General features: G+C 63.6%; 17 protein-coding genes. 11 read left to right on the top strand and 6 right to left on the bottom strand.

Annotation, left to right across the window (positions count from 1 at the left end):
• Nucleotides 1-231: 231 nt before the first annotated feature.
• Both leuC and C7G42_RS00415 read left to right on the top strand, forming a co-directional pair.
• On the top strand, nucleotides 232-1,638 hold the full coding sequence (gene leuC, locus C7G42_RS00410; RefSeq protein ID WP_106947150.1) for a 3-isopropylmalate dehydratase large subunit: 1,407 nt from the start codon (nucleotides 232-234) through the stop codon (nucleotides 1,636-1,638).
• 95 nt (nucleotides 1,639-1,733) lie between these two features.
• A complete protein-coding gene (locus C7G42_RS00415; RefSeq protein ID WP_106947151.1) occupies nucleotides 1,734-1,943 on the top strand; it encodes a hypothetical protein in 210 nt (69 codons plus the stop codon).
• 53 nt (nucleotides 1,944-1,996) lie between these two features.
• Here the strand turns inward: C7G42_RS00415 and C7G42_RS00420 are convergent, their stop codons facing one another.
• Nucleotides 1,997-2,560 (bottom strand): hypothetical protein, encoded by a 564-nt coding sequence (locus tag C7G42_RS00420; RefSeq protein ID WP_106947152.1) that lies wholly within the window; start codon nucleotides 2,558-2,560, stop codon nucleotides 1,997-1,999.
• Nucleotides 2,561-2,737: 177 nt separating this feature from the next.
• On the opposite strand from C7G42_RS00420, the gene C7G42_RS00425 reads away from it, so the two are divergent.
• Complete coding sequence (locus C7G42_RS00425) at nucleotides 2,738-3,037, top strand: DUF1330 domain-containing protein (protein ID WP_106947153.1); 300 nt, start codon at nucleotides 2,738-2,740, stop codon at nucleotides 3,035-3,037.
• A gap of 5 nt (nucleotides 3,038-3,042) precedes the next feature.
• On the opposite strand, the gene C7G42_RS00430 is transcribed toward C7G42_RS00425, so the two are convergent.
• Together C7G42_RS00430 and C7G42_RS00435 are read right to left on the bottom strand one after the other, a co-directional pair.
• Nucleotides 3,043-3,297 (bottom strand): hypothetical protein, encoded by a 255-nt coding sequence (locus tag C7G42_RS00430; RefSeq protein WP_106947154.1) that lies wholly within the window; start codon nucleotides 3,295-3,297, stop codon nucleotides 3,043-3,045.
• Between the two features lie 47 nt (nucleotides 3,298-3,344).
• Complete coding sequence (locus tag C7G42_RS00435; protein ID WP_199580769.1) at nucleotides 3,345-3,623, bottom strand: hypothetical protein; 279 nt, start codon at nucleotides 3,621-3,623, stop codon at nucleotides 3,345-3,347.
• A 154-nt stretch (nucleotides 3,624-3,777) separates the two neighbouring features.
• On the opposite strand from C7G42_RS00435, the gene C7G42_RS00440 reads away from it, so the two are divergent.
• The 4 genes from C7G42_RS00440 (at nucleotide 3,778) to C7G42_RS00455 (ending at nucleotide 6,373) form a co-directional block, all read left to right on the top strand.
• Nucleotides 3,778-4,176: a metallopeptidase family protein gene (locus C7G42_RS00440; protein WP_106947156.1), complete on the top strand. Its 399-nt coding sequence runs from the start codon at nucleotides 3,778-3,780 to the stop codon at nucleotides 4,174-4,176.
• Nucleotides 4,177-4,256: 80 nt separating this feature from the next.
• Nucleotides 4,257-4,862, top strand: a complete 606-nt coding sequence (leuD, locus tag C7G42_RS00445; RefSeq protein ID WP_094972712.1) for a 3-isopropylmalate dehydratase small subunit — start codon at nucleotides 4,257-4,259, stop codon at nucleotides 4,860-4,862.
• A 76-nt stretch (nucleotides 4,863-4,938) separates the two neighbouring features.
• On the top strand, nucleotides 4,939-5,724 hold the full coding sequence (locus C7G42_RS00450) for a glycosyltransferase family 32 protein (protein ID WP_106947157.1): 786 nt from the start codon (nucleotides 4,939-4,941) through the stop codon (nucleotides 5,722-5,724).
• A 229-nt stretch (nucleotides 5,725-5,953) separates the two neighbouring features.
• The gene (locus C7G42_RS00455; protein WP_106947158.1) at nucleotides 5,954-6,373 is read left to right on the top strand and encodes a hypothetical protein; all 420 of its coding nucleotides are present in this window, start codon (nucleotides 5,954-5,956) and stop codon (nucleotides 6,371-6,373) included.
• Between the two features lie 79 nt (nucleotides 6,374-6,452).
• On the opposite strand, the gene C7G42_RS00460 is transcribed toward C7G42_RS00455, so the two are convergent.
• On the bottom strand, nucleotides 6,453-8,129 hold the full coding sequence (locus C7G42_RS00460) for a methyl-accepting chemotaxis protein (protein WP_106947159.1): 1,677 nt from the start codon (nucleotides 8,127-8,129) through the stop codon (nucleotides 6,453-6,455).
• Between the two features lie 524 nt (nucleotides 8,130-8,653).
• Between C7G42_RS00460 and C7G42_RS00465 the strand changes: the two genes are divergently transcribed.
• Nucleotides 8,654-9,616 carry an AraC family transcriptional regulator gene (locus C7G42_RS00465; protein ID WP_349627517.1) on the top strand — a complete coding sequence of 321 codons (963 nt, stop codon included), beginning with the start codon at nucleotides 8,654-8,656 and terminating at the stop codon, nucleotides 9,614-9,616.
• An 81-nt stretch (nucleotides 9,617-9,697) separates the two neighbouring features.
• On the opposite strand, the gene C7G42_RS00470 is transcribed toward C7G42_RS00465, so the two are convergent.
• A complete protein-coding gene (locus C7G42_RS00470) occupies nucleotides 9,698-10,579 on the bottom strand; it encodes an HpcH/HpaI aldolase/citrate lyase family protein (RefSeq protein ID WP_106947161.1) in 882 nt (293 codons plus the stop codon).
• 112 nt (nucleotides 10,580-10,691) lie between these two features.
• Here C7G42_RS00470 and C7G42_RS00475 point away from each other — a divergent pair, with 112 nt between their 5' ends.
• Nucleotides 10,692-11,336, top strand: a complete 645-nt coding sequence (locus C7G42_RS00475; protein ID WP_106947162.1) for a carbonic anhydrase — start codon at nucleotides 10,692-10,694, stop codon at nucleotides 11,334-11,336.
• Nucleotides 11,337-11,471: 135 nt separating this feature from the next.
• Here the strand turns inward: C7G42_RS00475 and C7G42_RS00480 are convergent, their stop codons facing one another.
• Nucleotides 11,472-12,506 (bottom strand): aspartate-semialdehyde dehydrogenase, encoded by a 1,035-nt coding sequence (locus tag C7G42_RS00480; protein WP_106947163.1) that lies wholly within the window; start codon nucleotides 12,504-12,506, stop codon nucleotides 11,472-11,474.
• Between the two features lie 116 nt (nucleotides 12,507-12,622).
• Between C7G42_RS00480 and C7G42_RS00485 the strand changes: the two genes are divergently transcribed.
• A complete protein-coding gene (locus C7G42_RS00485; RefSeq protein WP_106947164.1) occupies nucleotides 12,623-13,417 on the top strand; it encodes a hypothetical protein in 795 nt (264 codons plus the stop codon).
• Nucleotides 13,418-13,542: 125 nt separating this feature from the next.
• The gene (locus tag C7G42_RS00490) at nucleotides 13,543-13,965 is read left to right on the top strand and encodes a hypothetical protein (protein ID WP_106947165.1); all 423 of its coding nucleotides are present in this window, start codon (nucleotides 13,543-13,545) and stop codon (nucleotides 13,963-13,965) included.
• Nucleotides 13,966-14,010: the final 45 nt, after the last annotated feature.

Raw genomic sequence — 14,010 nt, forward strand, 5'->3', positions numbered from 1 at the left:
TCCCGCGTGCTATATATCCTTGGAATGTTTCCAGATCCGACCAGCCTCGCCCCCGTCAAGCGCATCGTCATCGACGATCGCTCGCGGCTGCCCGGCCGGTTCTTCGGACGCTTCGCGACCTCGGCAACGTCAGAGCTTAGCCGCGCAGCCTAAAAGCTGCGCTGACGATTTGTTGCCCGCGCGCCGCGCGCGCCTATCCGCTGACCCAACATTCTTTCGGAGCTCAAGCTCATGTCCAAGCCCACCACCCTGTACGACAAGATCTGGAACGACCATCTGGTGCACGAGGCCGAGGATGGCACCTGCCTGCTCTATATCGACCGCCATCTGGTGCACGAGGTGACCTCGCCGCAGGCGTTCGAAGGCCTGCGCGCCACGGGGCGCAAGGTCCACGCGCCCGAGAAGACGCTCGCCGTCGTCGATCACAACGTGCCGACCACCGATCGCACCAAGCCGAATCCCGATCCTGAAAGCATCGAGCAGATCAAGGCGCTGGCCGAGAACGCCAAGGAATTCGGCATCGAATATTACAACGAGTTCGACAAGCGCCAGGGCGTCGTCCACGTCATCGGCCCCGAGCAGGGCTTCACGCTGCCCGGCACCACCATCGTCTGCGGTGACAGTCACACCTCGACGCATGGTGCGTTCGGCGCGCTCGCTCACGGCATCGGCACCTCCGAGGTCGAGCATGTGCTGGCGACGCAGACGCTGATCCAGAAGAAGGCCAAGAACATGCGCGTCACCGTCGACGGCAAATTGCCGGACGGCGTGACGGGCAAGGACATCATCCTCGCCATCATCGGCGAGATCGGCACCGCAGGCGGTACCGGCTACGTGCTGGAATATGGCGGCGACGCGATCCAGGCGCTGTCGATGGAAGGCCGCATGACGGTCTGCAACATGTCGATCGAAGGCGGCGCGCGCGCCGGCCTGGTCGCGCCCGACCAGAAGGCGTTCGACTTCCTGCGTGGCCGCCCCAAGGCACCAAAGGGCGCGGACTGGGATGCGGCGATGCGCTACTGGGAAAAGCTGCGCTCCGACGAGGGCGCGCATTTCGATCACGAACTGCGCCTCGACGCGGCCAAGCTGCCGCCGATCGTGACTTGGGGCACTTCGCCTGAGGACGTGATCTCGGTGACGGGCTTCGTTCCGGACCCCGACAAGATCGCGGACGAAGCCAAGCGCCTCTCCAAGCATCGCGCGCTGAAGTACATGGGCCTGACGGCGGGAACCAAAATCACCGACATCAAGGTCGATCGCATCTTCATCGGCTCCTGCACCAACGGCCGCATCGAGGATCTGCGCGCCGCCGCCAAGATCGCGGAAGGCAAGCAAGTCTCGGCCAACGTCAACGCCATGGTCGTGCCTGGCTCCGGCCTCGTGAAGGAGCAGGCCGAGGCCGAAGGTCTGGACAAGATCTTCCTCAAGGCCGGCTTCGAATGGCGCGAGCCGGGCTGCTCGATGTGCCTTGCGATGAACCCGGACAAGCTGGCTCCGGAAGAACGTTGCGCCTCGACCTCGAACCGCAACTTCGAGGGACGCCAGGGCTTCAAGGGCCGCACCCATCTGGTGTCGCCGGCGATGGCGGCAGCGGCGGCGATCGCGGGTCACTTCGTCGACGTCAGGGACTGGCGCTAGGCCACTCCTTGCAATTGTAGCGATCGCGGCAAACCGCCGTTACACGATCGCCTGACACTCTCGTCCTCGCGAGGTTTTCGCGAGGACGCGCGCCAATGGCCAACAAGCCTGAATATGTCGACCTGATCGGCGAAGCCACGCGGCAGCACCGCCGGCGCGCGCCACGATTGCGCATCATTGCCAAGCCGGAGGTCGAGGAGACCTCGAAGCTCAGCCACTGGCCGCCCGCGATGTTCAAGCAGTGGAAGATCGAGAATTTGATGCCGTGGAAAGCTTCGTCATGGAAGCTGAAGGATTGGCTTTAGCCGCCAGGCAAACAAAGGACGCCGATGAGGCGCCCTTTTCACGTCGATCTTGCTTACCAATAGCGATACGGATGGTGCCAACGATGCCAGCGGCAGATGCGGCGCGGGCCGTAATAGGTCCAGATGACCCGGCAGCGGCGCGGATGATGGTAAGCGGGATAATAGCCGCCGACATAATAGCGCCGGTGGAAGTGGCGGTGGCCGTAATGATGAGGCCGGTAGATCCCGTAGCGATGGAATCCGCCGTAACGGTGAACGCCACCATAGCGGTGAAGCCCGCCATAGCGATAGCCGCCGCCGTGGAAGGCCGGCGCGGCGCGGAAGCCGCCGATATGGCCGCCGTGAAATCCACCGCCGCGAAAACCGCCGACATGTCCTCCGCCGCCGCGGAACCCTCCGCCACCGTGAAAATGCCCGCCGCCATGTCCACCGCCACCGTGGCGAACCTGCGTGACGAGGTCGTCGGTCGCCGCCTTCGTCGCAGGTGACGTCGCCGGATTGATCAACGTCAGCGCTTCAGCACGGCGCGCGGTTCCGGCCGACAGCATCAACGTCGCGGCCGCCGCAATCCCGAGCAGACGCATCGGCCCTATCCTGAAACCCAAACTCGTCAGCATGGAATTCTCCCTGAATCTGAACAGTGGAATTGCGATGCTCGTTCCCGGCCCGCATCATCCCTGTTCATTGCAGTCGCGCCCGGGATTAAATTGCAGACAGCGATGTGAATGCGCCATGAATGAACAAGGCCGGCAATTGCGATGCGACGCGGTGCCGCGACGAAGGAGTTTTGAAAGATGACCGTCTACGCAATCGCGCAACTGAAGATGACGGACCGCGCGGCCTATGACCGCTATCAGGCGCGCTTCTTCGACGTGTTCAGGAAGTATGACGGCCGGCTGCTCGCCGCCGATGAACGCCCGCGCGTGCTCGAAGGGGCCTGGCCGCACGACAAGCTGGTGATGATGTCGTTTCCGGACGAGGCCGCTTTCCTCGCCTTCTCGACATCACCCGACTACGAGGAGATCTCGCGCGACCGCAAGGCCGGCGCGCAGGCGACCGTGCTGCTGGTCAGGGGATTTACGCCCTCCGGCTAGCGTCATCAGAACGGCCCAAAGCCGAACACGAACGGTGCGGGCACGCGGTAAGGATAGGGACGGTAGTGGACCGGCCGCGCGTAATAGCGCGGATCACGGCGCGCGGCAGGCCGTACGAGATAGGTCCGCGCGGGCCGTCGCACATCGAAAATTGCGATCCCCGCCGAGGCCTCCGGAACCGTCACCACTGGTGCCGCGGACGCGCGAGGCAGACTGACGGCAAGCGCGACGGCAACGGCCAATGCAAACCATCTCGCCATGACGCCTCCTTGAGGCTCCTGTGCTGCGCGCCGGCGTCCTATCAACGCTAACCGGGGCGCCAAAAGCAGCTCACGCGCGGCACGATCACCGTGCCGCTCGGCCGAAATTCCTGGACATAGGTCGCGTTGCATTCGCGGACGGCATTGGGGCCGGGATTGTAGCGCGGATAGACGCCGTCAGGGCTGTAATAGGGCGTCACACGCAAGCGCGGCGGGGGCCGCTTGCGCGGCCGTGCATCAGGCGGGACCGCCTGGGCGAGACGGAACTCAGGGCCCGCCGCCGTCTGGGCCTCGGCGCTACCCCAAAATTGCGAAAACAACCCCATGCACAGTAGCGTCAGCGCTGTTTTTGCTCGCATTTTCTTGCCCACCCGAAACCCTCAATCGAGGCCCACGCTCCCCGTTTTGGCGGCGCCCGTCAACCTCGACGCGCTTATAAAGCGGGATGCATCAGCGGGAAACCCGCGCTAAGAGAGCCCCATGTGGACGGAATTGAAAGCGCCCTCGCTGGCCGAGATGGAAGCGACGGCGCATGAGATCTTCGAGCGCCTGCCGGCGGAGTTTCGCGGGCTGTGCGAGGGCGTGATCCTTCGCGTCGAGGACTTCCCGACCGAGGAGGTCCTGGACGAGATGGAATGCGAGAGCGAGTTCGACCTGCTCGGCCTGTTCCAGGGCGTCGGCCTGCCGCAGCAGAGCCTTGGCGACGTGGCGCGGCTGCCCAACATGGTCTGGCTCTACCGCCGGCCGATCCTGGATTACTGGGCCGAGCACGACGAGAGCCTCGGCCATATCGTCCGCCACGTCCTGATCCACGAGATCGGCCACCATTTCGGGCTGTCGGACGACGATATGGAAGCGATCGAGGCTCAAGCAGACTAGATCTGCCGAATTCGGCCTAGGATTCCCGCCTCGATCGCGATAAATACCGGTTCCCTGAACCACCCCCGGAAAGCCCAACCATGGACAAGTTCACCACGCTGGAAGGCGTCGCGGCGCCGCTGAAGATCATCAATGTCGACACCGACATGATCATTCCGAAGCAGTACCTCAAGACCATCAAGCGGACCGGCCTTGGCAAGGGGCTCTTCTCCGAGCAGCGCTACAAGGACGACGGCAGCGAGAACCCGGATTTCGTGCTGAACCAGCCCGCCTATCGCAATTCGAAGGTGCTGGTGGCCGGCGACAATTTCGGCTGCGGCTCGAGCCGCGAGCACGCGCCCTGGGCGCTGCTCGACTTCGGCATCCGCTGCGTGATCTCGACCTCGTTCGGCGACATCTTCTACAACAACTGTTTCAAGAACGGCATTCTGCCGATCCGCGTTTCGCAGGAAGACCTCGACAAGCTGTTCGACGACGCCGAGCGCGGCGCCAATGCGACGCTGACGATCGACCTGCCGAACCAGGAGATCCGCGGCCCCGACGGCGGCAAGGTGAAGTTCGAGATCGATCCGTTCCGCAAGCACTGCCTGATCAACGGCCTCGACGACATCGGTCTCACCATGGAGAAGAAGTCCTCGATCGACACCTATGAGGACAAGCTCAAGCGCGAACGCGCCTGGGCCTGAGTTCGCGTCGTCATTCGAGCCCCGGTGCTGTCGCGCCGGGGCTTTTTCTTTGCCTTAAATATTATAGCTTCTGCACATGCTGCCCGACATCGTCACCTTCTGGCACGGCTCAATGGATGCGCTGCGCCAGACCTGTCTGCGCTCGCAGCTGGCGGCCGGCCACAAGGTTACGGTCTACAGCTTCGACACCATTCCCGGCCTGCCCGCCGGCGTCGCCAATGCGGATGCCGAAGCGATCCTGCCGCACGCGTTCTCTGAGCGCTTGCGGCCGCCGCAACCGGATGGAAGCTGGCGCGACTGGACCACGCTGCAGTTCAGCGATTTCTTCCGCATGAAGCTGATGGCGAAAGGCCTCGGCCTCTGGCTCGACGCCGACGTGCTGCTGCTCAAACCCGTCGAGATCGATCCGGCAAAGCCCTATTTCGCGTGGGAGCGGCCGCGCCAGCTCGGCAATTCCGTGATCTACCTGCCGCCCGGGCACGGCATCGTTGCAGCCTTCGAGGAACTGATGGAGCAGGAGGAGCTGACGCCGAACTGGCTGTCGGTCCGCCATCGCATCACCTTCATGATGCGGCGCCTGCGCGGCGGCTCGAGCCGTCTTGCGGATATCCGCGTCGCGATCTTCGGGCCCGCGGCCCTCACCGCGCTCGCGCGCCGAACCGGCGAACTCGCCTGCGCGCTGCCGAAGCAATCGTTCTACGCCGTGCATGCCGAGCCAAAACTGTTCTTCGATCCCTCGAGCTATCTCGGCCTCGTCACCAACCCGGAGATCATCGGCCTGCACATCTCGCCGAAGGGCCGCGGCGGCGAAAAGCCGATTCCGGGCAGCCTGTATGCCTGGGCGGCGGAGCGGTTCGTGTAACTCTCCGTTCTTGTCCCGGACGCGGTGCGGCATGCAATGCCGCTCCGCAGAGCCGGGACCCAGCAAGTGGCGAGATGGGCCCCGGCTCAGCGGCGCACCACTGCGTGCTGCGCCGCGTCCGGGGCGAGAGCAATTTCCTCGCGCTCTTCTCAATTTGATCCAGCGCAACGCGCCTCCTGCAACATTGTGCGTAATTCGCTCCAATTCCGCTGTCCGAAGGGAGCTTTCCATGAGCACCGCAAGCAGGCCTTATCCCATCGTCCAGGACCTCATCGACTCCTTTGCGAGCTGGCTGAAGCATCGCCGCGAGCTGAACGAGATCAGGCAGCTCGATCGCGCCGATTTCGACCGGATCGCGAGCGACCTGCGAATCGCGCCTGACGATCTGGAGGAGCTGGTCCGTCACGGCAAGCATTCCGCCGACGAGTTGCCGATGATGCTGCAGCAGCTCGGCATCAGTGCCGAAGGCCTCGGCCGCGCACAGCCGCTGCTGCTCCGCGACATGGAGCGGGTTTGTTCGCTTTGCGCCCACAAGGCACAATGCGACCGCGATCTCGCCGACGGCACCGCCGCGGAGAACTATCACGGCTATTGCGGCAACGCGTCGACGCTGGAGTCGCTCGATCGTGCCGACGTCGCGCCGCGCTGAGCGGCGCGGGAGATCCCCGGCCAGCCGCGTGCTTCTCCATTTGCGCAGCGGAGAATGCTCGACGCGGCCGCTGACCTGATCAGGCCCGACCCGCCATCGCCGCGGCTTCCGCCGCGGCGCGCTGCATACTGGTCGACATCTCGTTCGTCACCGTGCTCTGCTCCTCGATCGCCGCGGCGGTCGACGTCACGTATTCGCTGACATTGTTGATCGCCTGCTTGATCGAGCTGAGCGCGCCGACGACGTCGCCCGAGATCTGGTTGAGGCTCCCGATCTCCTGACCGATCTTGTCGGTCGCCTGCTTGGCCTGGTTGGCGAGGCCCTTCACCTCGGAAGCGACGACAGCGAAGCCGCGGCCGGCCTCACCGGCGCGGGCGGATTCGATCGTCGCGTTGAGCGCGAGCAGATTGATCTGTCCGGTGATGTTGCTGATCATCTCGACGATGCCGCTCATCGCCTGCGCGGCGTCGGTGAGACGCTGGGCCTGCGCGTCGGCAGAGGAGACCTGCTCCACGGCGCCTGCTGCCGTCTCGCGTGACTTCGTCATGGCCTCGGAGATTTCGCGAACGGAGGCGTTCAGCTCTTCCGAGCCGGCGGCGACGGATTCCATCATGGAACGGACGCGCTCATTGCCCATGCGAACGAGCACCTGTTGCGTGGTGTCGGTCGCGTATTTCACGACCTTGAAGGGCTTGCCGTTGAGATCGAGGATCGGATTGTAGGAAGCTTGGATGTAAACCTCCCTGCCGCCCTTGCCGATGCGCTTGTATTCGGCCGCCTGGTATTCACCGCGGTTGAGCGCGGCCCAGAACTCGCGATAGGCCGCACCGTCGCGCTCACTGGGCTCGACGAACATGCTGTGGTGCCTGCCCTTGATCTCCGCCAGCGAATAGCCGAGCGCACCGAGAAAATTGCCATTGGCGGTGATGATCGTGCCGTCCATGTTGAACTCGATCACGGCCTGGGCCTTGTCGATCGCCGCGATCTGGCCGGCGAGATCTGCATTCTTCAGTTTCTCCGCCGTGACGTCAGTGGCGAACTTGACCACGCCGTACGGCTTGCCGGTCTCGTCGAGCAGCGGATTGTAGGAGGCAAGAATCCAGACCTCGCGGCCGCCCTTGCCGATGCGCTTGAACTCGCCGGCCTGGTACTCGCCCCGGTCGAGCGCGGCCCAGAAGTCGCGATAGGCCGTGCCGTTGCGGTCGGCCTCGGCGACGAACAGGCTGTGGTGCTTACCCTCGATTTCCGACAATGAATAGCCGAGCGCGCTGCAGAAATTCTCGTTGGCGGTGACGATGGTGCCGTCGAGCTTGAACTCGATCACGGCCTGGGCGCGGCTGATGGCGGCAATCTTCGACGCATCCGTCATGCTCCGGATCTTCTTCGCGGTGATGTCGGTCGCGACCTTGGCGACCATCACCGTCTTACCGTTGCCGTCGAAGACCGGATTGTAGGATGCTTCGATCCAGACTTCACGACCGCCATTCGCGATCCGTTTGAACTCGCGCGCCTGATACTCGCCACGGTTCAATGCCGCCCAGAACGCCTTGTACTCGGCGCTGTCGCGCTGGTCGGCCGGCACGAACATGGAATGGTGCTTGCCCTTGATCTCGTCAAGCCGATAGCCGAGGGCGTCGAGAAAATTCTTGTTGGCTGCGATGATCGTGCCATCCAGATTGAATTCGATCATAGCCTGGGATCGGCCGATCGCATCGATCCGCGCTTGTGCATCAACCTGGGACTTGCGACCAAACATTTATCTTGCTCCAAAATTGATGTTCAGGCCGCCGCACAGAGCGAACCGGCCTCTCAGCATTCACTGTCTTCGCGGAGCGCGCGGTCCGAGTTTCGCTCGACGGGCGGTCCGTTTGAACGGAGCAGATATCTGAATCGAATTATCAGAGTATTTGTCCGATCGCAGACACAATGGCCGCTTTTTGCCAAGGCGATTAACCTGACAGCGACACACGACGACCTCGGCGGCGCCATCGGTCCTGAGGTGCGAAGGTGACGCTAAATTCGCTATCGGTATTCGGCAAAACGTCGATCGCGAGCCACCAAATGCGCAGCTCGCATGGCCGCGCATGGCCGATGCGCGAGCGAAAAGAAATGAATTCGCATAGAAAGTCCCGGCAATTTGTCGCACCGGCAAGCAACTGCCCGCTGTTGCGCGGCATGTGATCAGTCACGACCGCCGGCCGTTCCGTGCAATCTCCAATTGGTAGCGCTCGGATTGCGATTCAGTAGTTTTGGCATTTTGAGGGTTCTGATTTGGGCTCCGTGTCCTATCTTGACCGCTATGCTTTGCTACGATCGCGCGACAGCGAGTACGCGCGCGACCGCCTGTTCGCAGCGTATGGCGCCGATCGGTTCGAGACGCATGACCGCGAGTTCGGTATTCAGGCCAATCTTGCCCGCTTGAGTTCGATCGGCCTCGCCTTCTGCGCCTACGATGGTGCCGCGTCACTTTCCTTTCCGGAATCGCAGATCCTCCGCCAGTTCTTCTCCATTCAGGGAGCCGCCCGCCTCAGGACCAAAGCACATAACCAGCCGATCGCGGCCTGGAGCCCGATGATCCGCGGCGACGCCAGGCTCGATCTCGACTTTGCGCCGGGCTACCGGCAACTGGTGCTGAGGATGGATGCCACCGCACTGGAGCGTCTGGCGAAGAGCCTGGTCGGCGACGACAGCAGCACGAAGCTGCATTTCGTCGACGGCAACGCCGATCCGGCGATGATGGCGCATGTGCGCCAGGACGTCTTCAGATTTGCCGAGGAGCTGGAACGGTTCGGACAGGATTACGCGCCCATAGCCATCGCCGAGCTCGAGCGGGCGCTGATGGTGCGAATTCTTCTGGCAAATCCGCACAGCTTCTCGGATCGGCTTCACCGCGCTCCGCCCCGCGCCAATCGGACCGTGGTCGATCTCGTGGAGTCCTATATCGCGGCGCATTGGGACGAGCCGCTCGATCTGGAAGAGATCGCCGAGATCGCCAATGTGAGCGTGCGGACGGTTTTCCGCGAATTCTCCGATGCTGGACGGGGATCACCCGGCCAGTTCGCGCGGCGCATTCGGCTCGACCGCGCGGCGGAACTGTTGCGACGACCCGACGAGCAAACCAGCGTGCTGGCCGTGGCGTTCAAATGCGGCTTTCAGAACCTTGGCCGCTTCGCATCCGAATATCGTCGGACCGTGGGTGAGCTGCCATCCGAGACGTTGAAGAATGCGAGACGCAGGCAGTAAGGGACCCGCGCGCTCAACGACGGCGCCGCGCTGCGAATGAGCAACGCGTCGTCTTGAATGGCGCGGCAGCTGAGTACGTCCTCAACCCTTCCCCATCGCTGCGATCGCGTCCGCGATCTCGATCGTGCGCCGCGCCATGTCGGCGTGCAGGCGCTCCACCATCGCGCCGTCCAACCGGATCGCGCCGCGCGAGACGTTCTCCGGCAGTTCGAACGCCGCGATGATTTTTCGCGCGCGCGCGATGTCCTCTTCGGGCGGGGTGAAGATCGCGTTGCAGGCGTCGATGTGCGAGGGGTGGATCAGCGTCTTGCCGTCGAAACCGAGATCGCGGCCTTGCGCGCATTCGGTGGCAAAACCGTCGGGATTGGCGATGTCGCTGTAGGGGCCGTCGAGGATTTCGAGGCCATGAGCGCGCGTCGCCAGGATGCAGTGGGTGATCATCGGAATCATCGCGGCGCGGCCCGGCAGCATCCTGATGCGCGTCTCGCGCGAGATGTCGTTCGGACCGAACACGAAACCGGAAAGCCGCCGCGAGGGATCGCGCCCCGCCTCGGCCAGTTCCTCCGCATGCAGCACCGCGCGCGCGGTCTCGATCATGGCCCAGACCTTCACCGTCGGGGCTGCGCCAAGTTCGGTGAGACGAAAGCCTATCCTGTCGAGATCTTCGATGCTTGAAACTTTTGGAACCAGGATGCCGTCGGGCGAGGCCTTGGCGGCCATCGCGACGTCGTCGGCCCACCAGGGTGTGTCGAGGCCGTTGGTGCGGATCAGGATCTCGCGCTTGCCGAACCCCTTGGCCGCGATGGCAGCCGCGATCCCATCGCGCGCAGCGGCCTTGGCGTCGGGGGCGACGGAGTCTTCGAGATCAAGGATCAGGCCGTCGGCGGCAAGGTTGCGCGCCTTTTCCAGCGCGCGGGGATTGGAGCCGGGCATGAACAAATGGCTGCGGCGCGGACGGGTCATGCAAGCGTTCCTTCCGGTTTCCTCAAACGGGATCTCGACCGGAGCCGATAGCACCTGGCCTGCCTGTTCGAAAGGCTTGTTCGCCCCCGCGGTATATGATTAGGCATAGGCCATGATGACATTCCCGAAGCATTTGCTGGAAGGCTATCAGGCCTTCGCCACCCAGCGGCTGCCGACCGAGCAGAGCCGCTACCGCGACCTGTCGGTGAAGGGGCAGTTTCCGGAAGTGATGGTGATCGGCTGCTGTGACAGCCGCGTCTCGCCCGAGGTGATCTTCGACGTCGGCCCGGGCGAATTGTTCGTGGTCCGCAACATCGCCAATCTGGTGCCGGTGTATCAGCCCGACGGCAACGCCCACGGCGTCTCGGCCGCGCTGGAATATGCGGTGACGGTGCTGAAGGTGAAGCACATCGTGGTGCTCGGCCACGCCCAATGCGGCGGCATCCGCGCCTTCGTCGACAAGATCGAGCCGCTCACGCCCGGCGACTTCATCGGCAAATGGATGCAGATGTTCATCAAGCCAGGCGAAGTGGTCGAGCAGCGCGACCACGAGACCATGGCGCAATTCGTCGAACGGATCGAGAAGGCCGCGGTGTTCCGCAGCCTGGAAAACCTCATGACGTTCCCGTTCGTGCAGAAGGCGGTCGACAGCGGCCAGATGCAGACCCACGGCGCCTATTTCGGCGTCGCGGAGGGATCGCTGTTCGTGCTCGACAAGGCGAGCAAGGAATTCAAGAACGCGCGGAACGTGGTGTAGGCCTGCGTCGGCTCGGCTTGAAGTCGTAGGGGGCAAAGGCGCAACGCGCCGTGCCCACCATCTCTGCCGATCGAAAAACGCAGATGGTGGGCACGCTTCGCTGTGCCCACCCGACAAGATCTCGCTACGGCAGCGTCAGGCCGCCTTCTTCTTCGCGCTGATCAGTTTGCGGTTGATCAGCACTTCCGCGATCTGGATCGCGTTGAGGGCTGCGCCCTTGCGGAGGTTGTCCGACACGCACCACAGCACGAGGCCATTCTCCACCGTCGCGTCCTCGCGGATGCGGCTGATGTAGGTGGCGTCCTCGCCGGCCGCTTCGTACGGCGTGGCGTAGCCACCGGGCTCGTGCTTGTCGATGACGAGGCAGCCGGGCGACTTGCGCAGGATGTCGCGCGCTTCATCCGCGCTGATCGGATTCTCGAACTCGATGTTGACGGCTTCGGAGTGGCCAACAAACACCGGCACGCGCACGCAGGTGGCGGAGAGCTTGATCTTGGAATCAAGGATCTTCTTGGTCTCCGCCATCATCTTCCACTCTTCCTTGGTGTAGCCGTCCTCCATGAAGACGTCGATCTGGGGGATGATGTTGAAGGCGATGCGCGCGGGAAACTTCTTATTGACGATCTCGCTGTTGGTGTAGACGGCCTTGGTCTGCGAGAACAGCTCGTCCATCGCGTCCTTGCCGGCGCCCGACACCGATTGATAGGTCGAGACCACCACACGCTTGATCGTCGCCTTGTCGTGCAGCGGCTTCAGCGCGACCACGAGCTGCGCGGTCGAGCAATTCGGGTTGGCGATGATGTTCTTCTTCTTGAAGCCGGCAGTCGCATCCGCGTTCACTTCGGGAACGATCAGCGGCACGTCCGGGTCCATGCGCCAGGCCGAGGAATTGTCGATCACGACAGCGCCGGCGGCGCCGATCTTCGGCGACCATTCCTTCGACACCTCGCCGCCGGCCGACATCAGGCAGATGTCGACGTCGGAGAAGTCGTAATGCTCGAGCGCCTTGCACTTCAGGGTGCGGTCGCCATAGGAGACCTCGACGCCGACGCTGCGGCGTGACGCCAAAGCCACGACCTCGTCCGCGGGGAATTTGCGCTCGTCGAGAATGTTGAGCATTTCCCGTCCGACATTGCCGGTCGCGCCGACGACTGCGACTTTGTAACCCATCGTTCACTCTCCGATGAAATAGCCCGTTCCCGAAGCTGACGCTTAAACAGGAAGAGCAGCGCTTCTATGCGAGAACCAGCTGCAAGACAACGTTGGACCATGCCTTAGGGACGTGGATGCACTCGCTCGAGGCCGGCACGGCCGCAATCCCCACCCGGACCAGTCTCTATCTGACGCTGGCGGCCTTCGCCGACGAGGTGGTCGGCACGCTGGCACGTCTGATTGCCTATGTGGGGACGCTCGCTCTGTTTGCCATCCTCGCCCTCGCCGCGCTCGGCCAGCTGCCCGAACTGCGCGACGACGAGCCGGCGCTGCGGCCGGGCTGGAGCACGGCCGACCGCTCGCACCCGGCCTTCGCCCTGAGCCGGATCGATTCATCAGAAAAAACAGCCTCTTACACCATCCTTCGGCATCCCGAAGGCGGCCGCAAAGACGTCATGCGCTGGACGAGTGCGGCGGACCACCCGCTGGCCGAGCTCGAAATCTATCGGGAAGGGGGCGAATTCGACGTGACCCGTCCTGTCGCGATGGACCTCGCCGTCCAGATGGGCCTCGGGGCGCCCACCCCGCTCGAGCAGGCCGGCCTGATCGAGACGAAATTCGGCCCCGTCGCTCTGTTCCGGCCGATTGGCACGGACAAGGGGACGCCGGCCTGCCTCGGCTACCTCAAGCGCAACGAGGAGCCAGGCTTGCAGATCTCCGGCTTCTCCTGCCAGGGCGATACAATGCCCGCCCGGCGTGCGGCGATCGCCTGCACGCTGAACCGGCTGACGCTGCTGACCTCAGGCAACGAGCCGAAGCTGGCGGAATTGTTCGCGCGTGCCGAGCTGAAGCGCCGTGCTTGCGACCCCGCGGGCTCGCCGGACTGGCTGCTGGGCGCGGCAAACGCGCAATTGCGCGGGGCGCTTTGACTTACGTCAAGCTCCTGCATCAAGCTCAAGTGGCTGGTATTGATGCAACTTTTGTCAGCGCGCACGATTATTCCAAGCCGGTGTGACCCAATAGACCTAGTTGCGCTCACCCCGGCCGGGCTAGTATGGGGATGAAATCGACTGGCGGCCTGCCGCCTGAAGGGGACGTGATGAGCTCGAAATTCTCTGCCAAATTGGCGACCATGCTTGCAGCGGGCGCCGTGATTGCAACGTCCCTCGTGACGCCCGCCTCGGCCGACAACAAGACCAAGCGCTATGACGAGCGTGGCCGGCACTATTACGGCCCGAGCGGCCCCAACGCCGTCTACCAGCAGGGCCGTACCCGCATCTATGTGAGCAAGCGTTCCTGGCTCGACGGCGGCACCGAGGTCAATCCGGGCGACCGCAAGTTCTCCGACTACGCCTTCCCGCCGGCCGTGGGCTATCCGTCCTTCGCCCGCGAGAATCTCAATCGCCCGATCGACCGCCAGCCACTCTCGCCGCCGCAGGACGTCGGCGGCTATCCGCAGAATTTCCCGCTGTACTGAGCGGCGTTATCGACCGAATCAAAATGGCCGGGCTCGCGCCCGGCC

Source organism: Bradyrhizobium sp. MOS003 (assembly GCF_003020125.1).
GTDB lineage: Bacteria > Pseudomonadota > Alphaproteobacteria > Rhizobiales > Xanthobacteraceae > Bradyrhizobium.